The following is a 13,470-nucleotide window of genomic DNA, read 5'->3' as shown; positions in this document are numbered from 1 at the left end:
CCGTCGGCAGCACGAGCCCCAAGGAGTCCACGATGAAGTACACGACGCTTGGAACCACCGATATCCGCATCCCCCGCCTGTGCATCGGCGGGATGAGCTTCGGCAAGGTCTTCCCCGACTTCCACCAATGGGTGATCGGGCCCGAGGAGACGCGGGCCGTCATCGCGCGCGCCCTCGAGCTCGGCGTCAACTTCATCGACACCGCCAACGTCTACGCCCACGGCACATCCGAGGAGTACGTCGGCCAGGCCCTCAAGAACCTCGCAGTGGCGCGCGAGGACGTCGTCCTGGCCTCGAAGGTCTACTTCAACGAGGGGCACCTGAGCGCAGAGGCCATCGAGCGGGAGATCACCGGGACCCTGGAGCGCCTGGGCACCGACTACCTCGACCTCTACATCATCCACCGCTTCGACTACGACACCCCGATCGAGGAGACCATGGAGGCCCTCGACCGACTCGTGCGCGACGGCCGCGTGCGCGCCCTCGGCGCCTCCGCCATGTACGGCTACCAGCTCCACACCATGCAGAACATCGCCGACGAGCACGGCTGGACGCGCTTCGCCTCCATGCAGAACCACTACAACCTGCTCTACCGCGAGGACGAGCGCGAGCTCATCCCCGTCACCCAGCGCTTCGGCATGTCGCTCACCCCCTACAGCCCGCTCGCCTCCGGGCACCTGACCCGCGAGACCTGGGACTCCGACTCCGTGCGCTCCACGACCGACGGCACCATGCGCGCCAAGTACGACCGCGCCCGCGAGCTCGACATGCCGATCATCGAGCGCGTCGCCGAGGTCGCGCGCCGCCACGACGCCCCCATGGCCGACGTCGCCCTCGCCTGGCTGTGGGCCAAAGGGGCGGCCGCCCCGATCGTCGGCTGCTCGCGCCCCAGCCGCGTCGACGACGCCGTCCGCGCCCTCGATCTCACCCTCACCGGCGAGGAGGTCGCCTACCTGGAGGAGCCCTACGTCGCCCACGACGTCGTCGGCGCTCTCCCGCGCCCCGGCGACAAGCCGATCCCCGGCTCGACGACGACGCGGGCCTGAGCCCCGCTCCTGGAAGGAACCATCACCATGGCACTCACACCGCAGGCCCAGGAGACCTTCACCCGCCTCTTCGGCGCCCCTGCCGCACCGCACCCCACCGACCCCGAGCTCTACGAGATCCTCCAGAACCAGATCTTCGACGAGGTCTTCTCCACAGGCGTCCTCACCGACGTCGAGCGGGAGATCATCACCGTCACCGCCCTGGGCTGCCTCCAGACCCTCCCGCAGCTGCGCGCCCACGCCGCCGCCGCGCTCAACGTCGGCGCCACCCCGCTGCAACTGCGCGAGGCCCTCTACCAGTGCGCCCCCTACATCGGCTACCCGCGGACCCTCAACGCCGTCGCCACCCTCGACGAGGTCCTCACCCAGCGCGGCGTCGAGCTGCCCCTGCCCACCGCCGACACCGTCGCGCCCGACGACGCCCAGGCGCGCCACCGCGCGGGCGCCGCCATCCAGGAGCCGCTCTACGGCGACGAGATCGAGGAGGTCCTCGCCACCCTTCCCGCGCCCTTCGACGCCGTCGCCCCCGAGCTCGTCACCACCGCCTGCTTCGGCGACTACTACAGCCGCGGCGTGCTCAGCGTTGCCGAGCGCGAGATCATCAGCCTTGTGGCGATCACCGCGATCGGCGCCACCGCGCAGTTCGGCACCCATATCGCCGGCGCCGTGCGCGCCGGGAACAGCCTCGAGCGCGTCACCGCCGCCCTCGTCCAGGCCCTGCCCTACGTCGGCGGGCCCCAGGTCCTGCCAGCCCTCGTCATCGTCGCCGGCTACGACGAGGCCGCCTCCCACGCGGCCTACCGCTGACGGGGGCCCGGGCGGCGCGCCCCTAGGATGAGCCGGTGACCCCGGCATCCCCCTCGTCCCCCCTCGCCACCCGCGCCCTCGACCTGGCCGTCGACGGGCAGCGGCTCGGCGGCGCCGCCTACCTGCCCGCCGGCCCGGGCGGCGCGCCCCTGCCCGGCCCCCACCCGCTCGTCGTGTGCTGCCACGGCATGGAGGGCTCCTGGCTGCGCGTGGCACCCATCGCCAGGCGCCTGGCCGCCGCCGGCGCCATCGCCGCCTGCCCCGACTTCCGGGGAGGGGGCGGCAACGACAATGGCGGCGACCCCATGGCGATGACCCCGCTCACCGAGCTCGCCGACCTGTTCGCCGTCATCGACGCCGCGAGCGCCTGGCCAGAGGCCGACTCCTCCCGGATCGCCCTGCTCGGGCTGTCGCTGGGCGGGGCGGTGGCAGCGCTCGCGGCCGCCCGGCGCCCCACGCAGATCGGCGCGCTCGTCCTGTGGTACCCGGCCCTCCAGCCCGGCGCGGGACTGCGCGCCCGCTTCAAGAGCCTGGCCGAGGTCCCCGACCGTTTCGAGCACCGGGGCAGCCGCCTGTCCAAGGCCTACGCCCGTGACGCCTGGGGCCTCGACGCCGTCGCCGAGCTCGCCCGCTACCCGCGCCCCGTCCTCCTCATTCACGGGGACCGCGATGAGTCCGTCCCCCTGGCCGCCTCCCTGCGGGCCGAGCGCGAGCTGCGCGACGCCGAGCTGCGGGTCATCCCCGGGGCCGGCCACGGCTTCGGCGACGAGCGCTGGGAGAGGGCCGTGAGCGCCAGCGGCTCCTTCCTGGCCTGGAACGGGATCCTCGAGGATTGAGCGGGCGATGGTCGCGGGCGGCCTCTGGCACTGCGCGCGATCCGGGGCGCTGGCGCCATCGGGATCGGGGCGCCGCCCAGCATCGGGAGTAGCCTGGGGAAGGATCGAAGCGGGACAGTCGAGCGCGCGCCGCGCGCGGGAAGGACAGCGCCATGGCATCCACAGCATTCACAGCGGCAACCGACAAGCGGGTGGCGGCCCTCATCGCACCGGGACTGGAGGAGGTCGAGGCCCTCGCCGTCGTCGACGTGCTCTACCGAGCCGGCATCGGCTGCGACATGATCGCCGTCGCCGACGATCGCGCCGTCGTCTCCTCCCACGAGGTGACCCTCACCTGCGCGACGACGCTCGCCGAGGCGGACCTGGACGACTACGACCTCCTCTTCCTGCCCGGCGGCATCCCCGGCACCCCCAACCTCAAGGCCACCGCGGCCATCACCGACGCCGTCACCGAGCGCGTGCGCGCCGGTCGCCCGGTGGCCGCGATCTGCGCCGCCCCCTCGATCCTCGCCGAGCTTGGCCTGCTCGACGGGCGCCGCGCCACCGCCAACCCCGCCTTCATGCACGTGCTGGAGGAGAACGGCGCGATCACCAGCGAGGACAGCGTCGTCGTCGACGGCGCCATCCTCACCAGCCGGGGCATGGCCACCGCCGCCGAGCTCGGCATCGAGATCGTCCGCTACTACCTGGGCGACGACGCCGCCGAGGCGGTCGCGAAGGGCATCGTCCTGCAGCGCTGATCAAGCGCGCTGACGGCCCCGGCCGCCCTGGAGCAGGGCGGCCGGCGCCGTTGCTGTGATTGCCGGGGTCGCCGGAGGTCAGGGGCGGCCCATCCGGCCTCGATGCGGCCGGATCGCGAGGAGCAGCAGGACGATGCCCAGGACGCCCAGGACCCCGATCGCCGCGAGCTGCAGGTCGACGCGCAGACCAGCGCCCGCCGCGATGGCAAGGGCCCCCAAGGCAAGGAGCAGCATTCCCCAGATGGTCGTCCCCGTGCTGATGCGCCGGCGCGGCTCGGGCTCCTCCGGCTGCCAGCCGTGCCGCGCATTGAAGGTCCAGCCGCTTTGCGGGCGGGCGCTCGCGGCTTCCGGACCGGTGGCGGTGGCCCCTGCTCCAGCCGTGCTGGGGCTTGTCGCGGTGGGACCAGCGGCGCCAGCGGCGGTGGCCTCGCCCATCCCGTCGCGCACGGAGGACGCTGACCACACGGCGCCGGTGGGCGCGGCCGGGTCGACGGGGCTCGCGGCGAGCGGCTCGGTGATCGGCTCGGTGGCTGGCTCACTGGCAGCGTCGTCAGCGTCGTCAGCGTCGGTGGTGTCGAGGCTCGCCGTGGCCGTCTCGACGAGGGGGAAGGTGTCGGTGGGAGCCAGGGGCTCGGTGAAGGACTCGGTGGGAGCGCCGTCGGCCGGCAGGCCCATCCCAGTGGCCTCGTCCGCGCTGCCCGCGCTGCTGGTGGTACTGCTGTTCGTGCTGCTGCTCATGGCTGTCTCGTCTCTGTGAGGTCAATGCGTGGGGGTGGGGGTCGGCGAGCCCGAGGGCCCCGAGGGCTTGGTGGAGGCGGTCGCCGTCGGGCTCGCGCTCGGCGACGGGGAGGCGGAGGGCCCCGCGCCCGCCGTCGTGCTCGGCGAGGCCGTGGGGGAGGAGGCGCTCCAGGCGGCAGAGGACTCCTCGACCGTGACATCCCCGGCGCCGACGCTCACGTCGATGGTCAGGACATCGGAGCCGGCGCCCTCGGGGGTGAGATCCGTGTTGATGCGCGTGCCCGAGATCGATGCCGCGGCTCCCGACTCGTCACTCGAGCCCTGCCAGGTGGTGTGGATGCTGCTCTTGTTCTGCGTCCCCTCGACCGTCCACCGCTGGTCGCCGAGCAGTCTGACCTCGCCCGCGCCGACCCGCGTCCGGATCCTCACCGGCTGATCGCGGTTTACCCGGACCCTCAGGTCTCCAGCGCCCAGGGACACATGCGCCGTGGCGCCCTCGTGCCGCTGCTCCAGGCCGCGCAGGTCGAGGACCGTGTCGCCGGCGCCGAAGGTCCCCAGGGTGACATCGCCGCTCGAGAGCTGCTCATCGGAGGGGGTGAGGATGACGTCGTCGGCGATGACGAGGCTCAGCCCGTGGGAGACATAAGGACTGGCGGCGAGCAAGGGCAGGGTGATGAGGGTGGCGAGGACCCCCAGCGCGCTCATCCAGCCGCCGCGGCGCCCGATCAGCCCCGAGACGAGGACTCCCGCGCCGAGGAGCATCGTCATCGAGCCGACGGCGAGGAGCGCGTGGGAGTAGGACAGGCTGTCCAGCATGTCGTAGCGCTCGGCCAGCGCCGAGCCGGCAAGGGCGAGGAGCAGCACGCCGCCGACGACGGCGCTCATCCTGCGCCCGGGACCCGGGCGGCGCGGTGGGCGGGGAGGGAGGACGACGGGGGCCGCCGCGCGCTGGGGGCCATAGGGGGGCTGCGGACCGTACGGGGGTCTCCGGCTGCTCTGGGCGGGAGCGGGGGCTGACCAGGCCTGACCACCAGCCGGGCCGCCCGCTGCCTCGCTTTCCGGGGCCGGGGATCCCTGGGGAGCGCCCCAGCCCGTCCCGGGGTGCCCGGCCGGGGCCGACCATGCCCCGTCGGCCACCGGCCGGGCTGGCTGTGGGGGCTGGCCCGCGCGCTGCTGGCGCCGCGAGTTGACCAGCCAGATGATTGAGCCGACGACGCCCACGGTCCAGAGCAGGCCCCAGGTCGCTCCCGCCAAGCCCGAGGCGCCGAAGACCGTGCCGCTGCCAAGGCTCCAGTCGGAATGGGACATCCCGCCGATGACGCAGACGACGGCGCCGACGAAGCCCGCGCTCACATCGCCGTTCAAGGCCTGCTGGAGGTGGATGCGCCCGTCGCGCTCCTCGGGGAGCAGCGCCCAGGCGACTCCGTAGGCGAGAATGCCCAGCCCCAGGGCGAGGCAGAGGACGGCGACGACGCAGCGCACGAGGATGAGGTCGATGCCCAGGCGCCAGGCCAGGCCTCCGCACACGCCGCCGACGACGCGGCGCTCGGTGCGCACCACCCCGCTGCGGCGCAGGGAGTCGAACATGCCCGCCATGAAGGGGCGGCCGGGTTGGGGGGCTCCTGGCTGCGGGTCCGGCTGCGGGGCGCCCTGGAAGGGGGCCCCCGGCCCGCCGAGGGGATCGGAGGAGGGGGTTCCTGGGGGAGGGGGTGTCGTGCTCATGGCTCCATCCTGACCGCCGCCAGCCCCGCGAGACGATCGGGGGACACCCTGAGCGGACCCTGAAACGCTCCCGGGGCTCCCCTGGTTCGCCCTCCCAGGCATCCCCCTGCGCCCCTGCGCGTGCCACGATGGCGCCGTGAGCACGACGAGCACCCCGTCCCCCGGGCCCTGGGGGAGGACCGCAGGCCCCGCCCCGGAGGGAACCGTCCCCGGGGTGGCGCCGCGCCGCCCCTCCACCAGGAGCCCCCGCAGGGCGCCCAGGCGCTGCGGGCGCCCGCCTCGCCCCGGCTGCCGCTGCGCCGCCCGGGCCGCCGCCCCCTCCTCGCCCCCGACGGCGGCCAGCGCTCCGGGCGCTGGTTCGGCGGCGTCGCCGCCGGTATCGGGGCCCACCTGGGCGTCGATCCCTTCGTCCTCCGCATCGCCTTCATCTTGCTGACCATCCAGACCGGGATCGGCCCCCTCCTCTACCTGGCACTGTGGGTCCTCGTGCCCAGTGGCGATCCCTGGGCCGAGGCCGCCCGGCACACCGGCGCCCTACCCGCCGACCGCTCCCGCCTCGCCCCGCGCCAGGCCGCTGTGCCGGCCCCACAGGAAGCCCCGGGGGAGGAGCACTGGGCGGCGCGCGCCTGGCGCTCCCTGCGCGGCGATCCGAGCAGTGAGGGCAACCGCGCCCTCCAGGGCGCCGTCGCCCTCCTCGCCGCGGCGATCCTGCTCGCGCTGTGGCGCTTCGGGCTGCTGCCGCGCGCGGGGGCGGCGCTGCCCGCCCTCATCGTCGCCGTGGGCGCGGGCCTGGCCTGGTCCCAGCTCGACGCCGTCACCGGCGCCCACTCCGCGGGCGAGCCCCGCGACCGCTGGGCCCTGGCCCGCCTGGCGGCGGGACTCGTCCTCGTCGCCACAGGCATCCTCATGTGGCTCGCCTCCGACATCCCGCCGCGCGCCATGCTCACCGGCGGCCTGACCGGGGGCGCCCTCGTGCTGGGCATCGCCACGATCCTCGCCCCCTTCTGGCTGCGCACCAGCCGGGACCTGGCCGCCACGAGGGCCGCCGAGGCCCGCGCGGCCGAGCGCGCCGACATCGCCGCCCACCTCCACGACTCGGTCCTGCAGACCCTCACCCTCATCCGCAAGCGCGCGAGCGAGCCCGAGACCGTGGCGCGCCTGGCCCGCTCCCAGGAGCGCGAGCTGCGCGCATGGCTCTACACCGACCGGCCCGAGGCCGGAACCTCGGTCGCCGATGCCTTCCGGGACCTCGCCGGGGAGATCGAGGACCTCCATGGCGTGCCCGTCGACGTCGTCTGCGTGGGCGACCGCGCCCCCGACCGCGCCACCGAGGTCATCGTGGCCGCCAGCCGCGAGGCCCTGTCCAACGCCGTGCGCCACGGCGAGCCTCCCGTCTCCCTGTACGTGGAGGCCTCCGCGGGCCTCATCGAGGCCTTCATCCGGGACCACGGCCCCGGCTTCGACCCCGAGACCGCCCCGCCCGACCGCCACGGCGTGCGCGAGTCCATCATCGCCAGGATGGAGCGATATGGTGGAAGCGCGCGGATCCGCCGCCTCGACAACGGCACCGAGGTCCGGCTCGCGCTTCCCATCCACGCGACCTCCCGCGCGACCCAGGAGAGCCCGTCATGACCCACCTCCAGCCGCCCGAGGACGGGCGCCGATCCGACTCCTCCGCCGCGCCCACGACGCCGGCCTCCCCGCGCCTGCGGGTCCTCGTCGTTGACGACCACGCCCTCGTGCGCTCCGGGGTGCGCTCCGAGCTCGCCGCGCACGCCCCGGACATCGAGGTGATCGCCGAGGCCGACGACGTCGAGGGCGCTATCGCCGCCGTGCGCGCCCTGTCCCCCGACGTCGTCCTGCTGGACGTCCACCTGCCCGGCGGCAACGGTGGGGGAGGGGCGGAGGTCGCCGCCAGCTGCGCCGACGCCACCGGGACCCGCTTCCTGGCCCTGTCCGTCTCCGACGCCGCCGAGGACGTCGTCGCCGTCATCCGCGCCGGTGCCCGCGGCTACGTCACCAAGGCGATCTCCACCACCGACCTGGCCATGGCGATTCGGCGCGTGGCCGCCGGGGATGCCGCCTTCTCCCCGCGCCTGGCCGGATTCGTCCTCGACGCCTTCGGCGCGCAGGCCGGCGAGGTGGCCGTGGCCGACTCCGAGCTCGACCGCCTCTCCGCGCGCGAGCGCGAGGTCATGCGCCTCATCGCCCGCGGCTACACCTACAAGGAGTGCGCCTCCGAGCTCTTCATCTCCATCAAGACCGTTGAGACCCACGTCTCCGCCGTCCTGCGCAAGCTCCAGCTGTCCAACCGCAATGAGCTCACCCGCTGGGCCGCCGCCCACCGGATCGTCTGAGAGGAACCCCCTATTCCCATGCGCCTTCCCTGGACCGCCGGACAGGTTCAGCGCCTGGCCGTCCTTTCCGCCCCGCGCGGCGCCGACGGCGCCCCCATCGGCTCCCTGCGCGTCCCCGCGCTCGCCGCCACGCCCAGCGGTGGCCTCCTCCTCGTCCACGACCTGCGCCCGCGCCCCGACGGCGAGGCCTGGCGATCCGCGGGCGGCGCCCTCCCGGACGACCTGCCGAACCCCAACCGCCTCTGGCTGCGCCGCTCCACCGATGGCGGGGCCACCTGGGGCGAGCCGTCCCCGCTGGACCCCGACCCCGCCGCCCTTCCCGGCCTGACCGGTATCTCCGACCCCTCGCTCATCGCCGCGCCCGACGGCGCCCTCCACCTCCTCGCCGCGGCCAGCTCGGGCGCCGGGCTCTTCGGCGCCCGCTCTCCCCGGCTGCGCTGGAGCCCCGGCGATCCCCCCGAGCCGGGCACCATGCGCCTCATCCACGCCGTCTCCCACGACGAGGGCGCCACCTGGCGATGGCGCGACGCCACCGACGCCGCCCTGCCCAGCGAGCAGTGGCCCGACGGCGCCGTCCTCTTCCCCGTCTCCGGGCACGGCATCGCCACCCCGGCCGGCCTCGTCCAGCCCGCGGTCGTCGCGCTCGCCCCGCGCGAGGACGGCTCGCGGCCCCTGCGCTCAGCCTGCCTGCTCTCCGAGACCGGCGACTCCTGGCGCCTCGGCGCCCCCGTCCCCCTGGTGGACGGCGCCGCCGCGAGCCTGGCCGGCGGAACCGCCACCAGCGGCACCGACGAGCACGCCATCGCCCCCGCCGCCCAGGACGGGAGCCTGCTCGTCATGAGCGCGCGCGACGCCGCCTACAGCGGCACCCGACTGGAGTCCACGAGCGCCGACGGCGGGTGGACCTGGTCGCGCCCCACGGCGGTCCCGGTGCTCAGCGACCCCGGCTGCAACGCGGGCCTGGCGGCCCTTCCCGACGGCGCCCTCCTGCTCTCCCACGCCTCCGATCCCGCCGCGCGTTGCGCGGGCCGGCTCTCGATCGGCCGCCCCACCACCGCCGGCGGCCCCGTCTGGGCCCCGCTGGTCGGGCTCACCGGCCCGGGCGAGCCCTTCGGCTACTCCGATCTCGCGGTCCTGCCTGTTCCCCAGGGCTCTGCCGGTGGGGTGGCCAGTGAGCCGGGGCCGGTGCGCGTCGTCGTCGCCGCCGAGGAGCCCGGCGCCGACGAGGGCTCGACGCGCCTGGTGATCCTCGCCATCGACCTCGGCTGACAGCCCGCCTCCATCGCTGGGATCGCGCGGGCGCCCCTGCGGGAGCCCTCCCCTGGGACGCTCACAGCACTGTGACAAGCCGCGGGCAGCGCCTGGCCCGCGAGGCGATCCGTGCGAGGATACGGGGCGTGACCCAGACGAGTTCCCCCACGGGCGCCGCGGCCCCCGCGCGCAGCGACGACGGCGCTGACGCGATCGTCGCCGCGGCGGCTCGAGCCCGGGCCGGGGGCCTGGTCATCACCCCGACCGACACCGTCTACGGCATCGGCACCACTGCCGCCGACGCCTCCGCCGTCGCCCGCCTGCTCGCCGCCAAGGGGCGCGGCCGCCAGATGCCCCCGCCCGTCCTCGTGGCGGGGCGCGACCAGCTCGACGGAGTCGTCGCCGATCCGCCTCCCGCGGCGCGCGCCCTCATGGACGCGCTCTGGCCCGGCGCCCTCACCATCGTCCTCGACGCCGCGCCCGCGCTGTCCTGGGACCTGGGGGAGACCGGCGGGACCATCGCCGTGCGCATGCCCGACCACCCCCTGGCCCTCGCCCTCCTGCGCGCCGCCGGCCCCATGGCCGTCACCAGCGCGAACCCCACAGGAGCCGAGCCCGCCACCGACGCCGACAGCGCCGCGCGCGCCTTCCCCGGGCGCGTCACCGGCTCTCCCGACGCTCTCGCGGCCGTGGGGGCTGAGGGTGATGAGGGGGGCGAGCCCAGCATCCTGCTCATCCACGGCGGTCCCACACCGGGCCCCGTCCCCTCGACCATCGTCTCCGTCGCCGGCGACGACGCCGCCCGGCCCCGCGTCCTGCGCGAGGGGCTCATCCCGTCCCCCCGGATCGAGGAGATCCTCGCGCCCGTGCTCGCCGCCGCGACGGGCCCGAGCGCGCCGGCCCCGGGCTCGGCGCGGCGGCCGGCGGGGGAGGGCCGCGCATGAGGGTCTACCTGCTCGTCCTGCTCATCGCCGCCGCCGCCACCTACATGTCCGTGCCGATCGTGCGGCATATCGCCCTCGTCTCCCACGCCCTCACCCCCGTGCGTGACCGCGACGTCCACACCGCGCCGATCCCCCGGCTCGGCGGCGTCGCCATGTTCGTGGGACTGGCCACCGCCATCGCCGTTGCCTCGCGCATCCCCTACCTCGCCAGCACGATCGACGCCAGCGCCGGCGCCGTGGTCATCGGCGCGGGACTCGTGTGCCTCCTGGGCGTCGTCGACGACCTGTGGGAGCTCGACTGGATGACGAAGCTCGCGGGCCAGATCCTCGCCGCCGGCGTCATGGCCTCCCAAGGGGTCCAGCTCATCACCTTCCCCGTGGGGGGCCTGACCATCGGCTCCTCCAGGCTCTCCCTGGCCGCCACCGTGCTCGTCATCATCGTGGTCATCAACGCCGTCAACTTCGTCGACGGCCTCGACGGCCTGGCCGCTGGGATCATCGGGATCGGCGCCACGGCCTTCTTCATCTACGTCTACATCCTCACCCGGGCCACCAGCCCCCAGGCCTACACCTCGCTCGCCGCCACCGTCATGGCCGCCCTCATCGGCGTGTGCCTGGGCTTCCTGCCCCACAACTTCAACCCCGCCACGATCTTCATGGGCGACTCCGGCTCCATGCAGCTCGGCCTGGTCTCCGCCGCGGGCACGATCATCGTCACCGGCCAGATCGACCCCGGCACGATCACCGGCTCCTCGGCCGTGCCCGTGTTCCTGCCCCTCATCCTTCCCGTCGCGATCCTCCTGCTGCCCCTGACGGACATGATCATGGCGATCACCCGCCGCACGCTCGCGGGCAAGAGCCCCTTCCACCCCGACAAGCTCCACCTGCACCACAGGCTCCTCGCGGGCGGGTACTCGCACCGCCAGGCCGTCCTCACCATGTACCTGTGGGCCGCCATCGGCTCCTTCTCCGTCGTGGCGCTGGCGATCCTGCCCTGGCAGCGCGTGGCCTGCGGCGCGCTCATCGCCGTCATCATCGCGCTGGCCCTGACCACCGACGTCATCCCCGGTATCGGCCCCGGTGCCCGGAAGCGGGCCCGCCACCAGGCGCGCCGCGCGCTCCTGTCCGCGGCCCCCCGGCGCCTGCGGCCCCACGCGACTGTCGATCCCACCGGGCCCTCCCAGGACGACGCCGCCGGCGGGGAGCACCCGTGAGCGCGCCCGACGGCGCGCGAGCCCCCGCCGCCCAGTCCACCGCCCTCGTCTTCCGCGCGGCCGGGCGGAGGGTCGCCGTCATCGGGACGGCGCTGGCGGCGGCCTGCCTCGCCGCAGGAGCGGCGAGCAATGAGAGGGCCCTGGCCGGGGCTGCCTGGGGCGGTGGCGCCGGCCTGGCGCTGACCGCCATCACCGCCGTCGTCCTCCTCGTGCCGTGGCAGCGATTCCCCCTCATGGCCTCCGGCGGCGTCATGCTGTCCTTCGGCGCGAAGACCGCCGTCATGCTCGGCGTCGTCCTGCTGGCCGGGCCGCACCGGGAGGACTTCTCCCGCCCCTGGTTCCTCATCTCCCTCGCGCTCATCCTCATCGCGGTCACGGCCGTGGAGGTCGTGACGCTGGCCAGGGGGCGGGCCCTCACCGTCGATCCAGCCGCGACCGCGCCGCCGACCGCCGGGGGCGGGAGCGACCAGCACCGGGACTCATCACCCCAATGACTGGCCCTCATACCCTTTCGCGGCCATGAAGCGCCCCGCCGATGTGGAATGACTGTCGTCGCACAGGGCGACGTGGAGTAGTGTGGTGGGCGCGACGCCGGTGATCGCCGCCCGACGCGCGAGCACCCCTGGTGCCGTCGCCCTGATCGAATGCCCGATGTGCTTTGAGGAGGCCATATGCCAATGAGCGCGACTTATCTGGCCGGCGCGCTCGCGCCCGCCTCGCGCGAGGGCTTCGAGCCGCCGTCGATCTCCGACTTCTTCCCCGATGGCTTCGCCTTCGTGGGAACGCCGTTCGAGATGAACCGCATCATGATGGTCCGGCTCATCATGACCGGCGTCCTCGTGCTCGTCTTCGCCATCGGGGCATCGCGGGCGCGCGTCGTGCCCGGGCGCTTCCAGGGCGCCTGCGAGATGCTCATCGACTTCGCCCGGGTCAACATCGCCGAGGAGATCATCGGCAAGCGCCGGGCCGCGCCCTACGTGCCGATCATCACCACGATCTTCCTGGGCGTGCTCTTCCTCAACATCTCCGGCGTCATCCCAGGGCTCAATATCGCGGCCACGAGCGTCATCGGCATGCCGATCGTCTTCGCCGTCGTCGCCTATATCGCCTTCGCCTACGCGGGCATCAAGAACCACGGCATGTTCGGCTACCTGCGCTCGCAGGTCCTCCCCGGGGGAGTGCCGAAGGCGCTGTGGATCCTCATCATCCCCATCGAGTTCTTCTCGAACCTCGTCATGAGGCCGGTGACCCTGACCATCCGACTCCTGGCCAACATGGTCTCGGGGCACTTCCTCCTGGCGCTGTGCTACGCGGCGACCAACGCCCTGTTCATCCACGCCACCGGGGCGCTCAAGGGTCTGGGGGCGCTCACCTTCGGTGCCTCGCTCGCCTTCGTCTTCTTCGAACTGTTCGTCGCCGCCCTCCAGGCGTACATCTTCGCCCTGCTCACCGCCGTGTACATCGACTCCTCGATCAACACCCACTGATCGCGCCCGCCCTCACGACCCTTCAGACAACCTCATCACCAGCAAGCCTCCCGGGCCCGCCCGGGAACGACGAGAACCCTCGTTCAGACTCTCAAGGAGAAGCAACATGACCGGATCCATCGCCACCATCGGCTTCGGCCTGGCCACCCTCGGCCCCGGCATCGGCATCGGCATCGTCGTCGGCAAGACGCAGGAGGGCACCGCTCGCCAGCCAGAGGTCGCCGGCGCCCTGCGCACCAACATGTTCATCGGCGCGGCCCTCATCGAGGCCCTCGGTCTGCTGGGCTTCGCCGCGGGCTTCGCCTTCTGATCGGCGACGGTCATCCCC

At 74.0% G+C, this 13,470-nt stretch carries 14 protein-coding genes; 12 read left to right on the top strand and 2 right to left on the bottom strand.

What is annotated here, in order from left to right; all coding sequences use genetic code 11:
• The first annotated feature begins 32 nt into the window (after positions 1-32).
• The 4 genes from A1QA_RS0101745 (at position 33) to A1QA_RS0101730 (ending at position 3,429) form a co-directional block, all read left to right on the top strand.
• Positions 33-1,046, top strand: a complete 1,014-nt coding sequence (locus A1QA_RS0101745) for an aldo/keto reductase (protein WP_017177216.1) — start codon at positions 33-35, stop codon at positions 1,044-1,046.
• 27 nt (positions 1,047-1,073) lie between these two features.
• Positions 1,074-1,853 (top strand): carboxymuconolactone decarboxylase family protein, encoded by a 780-nt coding sequence (locus A1QA_RS0101740; protein ID WP_017177215.1) that lies wholly within the window; start codon positions 1,074-1,076, stop codon positions 1,851-1,853.
• 35 nt (positions 1,854-1,888) lie between these two features.
• Positions 1,889-2,689 (top strand): alpha/beta hydrolase family protein, encoded by an 801-nt coding sequence (locus A1QA_RS0101735; RefSeq protein ID WP_017177214.1) that lies wholly within the window; start codon positions 1,889-1,891, stop codon positions 2,687-2,689.
• 152 nt (positions 2,690-2,841) lie between these two features.
• Positions 2,842-3,429 carry a DJ-1 family glyoxalase III gene (locus A1QA_RS0101730; RefSeq protein WP_017177213.1) on the top strand — a complete coding sequence of 196 codons (588 nt, stop codon included), beginning with the start codon at positions 2,842-2,844 and terminating at the stop codon, positions 3,427-3,429.
• A gap of 78 nt (positions 3,430-3,507) precedes the next feature.
• On the opposite strand, the gene A1QA_RS14820 is transcribed toward A1QA_RS0101730, so the two are convergent.
• Together A1QA_RS14820 and A1QA_RS0101720 are read right to left on the bottom strand one after the other, a co-directional pair.
• The gene (locus tag A1QA_RS14820; protein WP_017177212.1) at positions 3,508-4,167 is read right to left on the bottom strand and encodes a hypothetical protein; all 660 of its coding nucleotides are present in this window, start codon (positions 4,165-4,167) and stop codon (positions 3,508-3,510) included.
• A 21-nt stretch (positions 4,168-4,188) separates the two neighbouring features.
• Positions 4,189-5,889, bottom strand: coding sequence for a PspC domain-containing protein (locus A1QA_RS0101720; protein ID WP_167320633.1), 1,701 nt, complete (start codon positions 5,887-5,889; stop codon positions 4,189-4,191).
• 120 nt (positions 5,890-6,009) lie between these two features.
• Between A1QA_RS0101720 and A1QA_RS13055 the strand changes: the two genes are divergently transcribed.
• The 8 genes from A1QA_RS13055 to atpE all read left to right on the top strand — a co-directional run bounded on the left by A1QA_RS13055 (position 6,010) and on the right by atpE (position 13,452).
• Positions 6,010-7,521: an ATP-binding protein gene (locus tag A1QA_RS13055; RefSeq protein WP_017177210.1), complete on the top strand. Its 1,512-nt coding sequence runs from the start codon at positions 6,010-6,012 to the stop codon at positions 7,519-7,521.
• On the top strand, positions 7,518-8,246 hold the full coding sequence (locus A1QA_RS0101710; protein WP_017177209.1) for a LuxR C-terminal-related transcriptional regulator: 729 nt from the start codon (positions 7,518-7,520) through the stop codon (positions 8,244-8,246). Before A1QA_RS13055 ends, A1QA_RS0101710 begins: the two co-directional genes overlap by 4 nt.
• Positions 8,247-8,264: 18 nt before the next feature.
• A complete protein-coding gene (locus tag A1QA_RS13050; RefSeq protein ID WP_051000499.1) occupies positions 8,265-9,515 on the top strand; it encodes an exo-alpha-sialidase in 1,251 nt (416 codons plus the stop codon).
• Positions 9,516-9,643: 128 nt separating this feature from the next.
• Entirely contained in the window at positions 9,644-10,441 is a 798-nt protein-coding gene (locus A1QA_RS0101700; RefSeq protein ID WP_017177208.1) for an L-threonylcarbamoyladenylate synthase, read from the top strand.
• Positions 10,438-11,655: an MraY family glycosyltransferase gene (locus A1QA_RS0101695; RefSeq protein ID WP_017177207.1), complete on the top strand. Its 1,218-nt coding sequence runs from the start codon at positions 10,438-10,440 to the stop codon at positions 11,653-11,655. The genes A1QA_RS0101700 and A1QA_RS0101695 overlap by 4 nt, the downstream gene beginning before the upstream one ends.
• Entirely contained in the window at positions 11,652-12,149 is a 498-nt protein-coding gene (locus tag A1QA_RS0101690; protein WP_017177206.1) for a hypothetical protein, read from the top strand. Before A1QA_RS0101695 ends, A1QA_RS0101690 begins: the two co-directional genes overlap by 4 nt.
• Before the next feature lie 177 nt (positions 12,150-12,326).
• Positions 12,327-13,142, top strand: a complete 816-nt coding sequence (gene atpB / locus A1QA_RS0101685; protein WP_026048598.1) for a F0F1 ATP synthase subunit A — start codon at positions 12,327-12,329, stop codon at positions 13,140-13,142.
• A 106-nt stretch (positions 13,143-13,248) separates the two neighbouring features.
• On the top strand, positions 13,249-13,452 hold the full coding sequence (gene atpE / locus A1QA_RS0101680; RefSeq protein WP_017177204.1) for an ATP synthase F0 subunit C: 204 nt from the start codon (positions 13,249-13,251) through the stop codon (positions 13,450-13,452).
• The last annotated feature ends 18 nt before the right edge of the window (positions 13,453-13,470 follow it).

The sequence above is a fragment of the Actinomyces timonensis DSM 23838 genome, from assembly GCF_000295095.1.
GTDB classification, from domain to species: domain Bacteria; phylum Actinomycetota; class Actinomycetes; order Actinomycetales; family Actinomycetaceae; genus Actinomyces; species Actinomyces timonensis.
The sequence above is the reverse complement of the archived record's forward strand: the minus strand, read 5'-3'. Positions and strand labels throughout refer to the sequence as shown.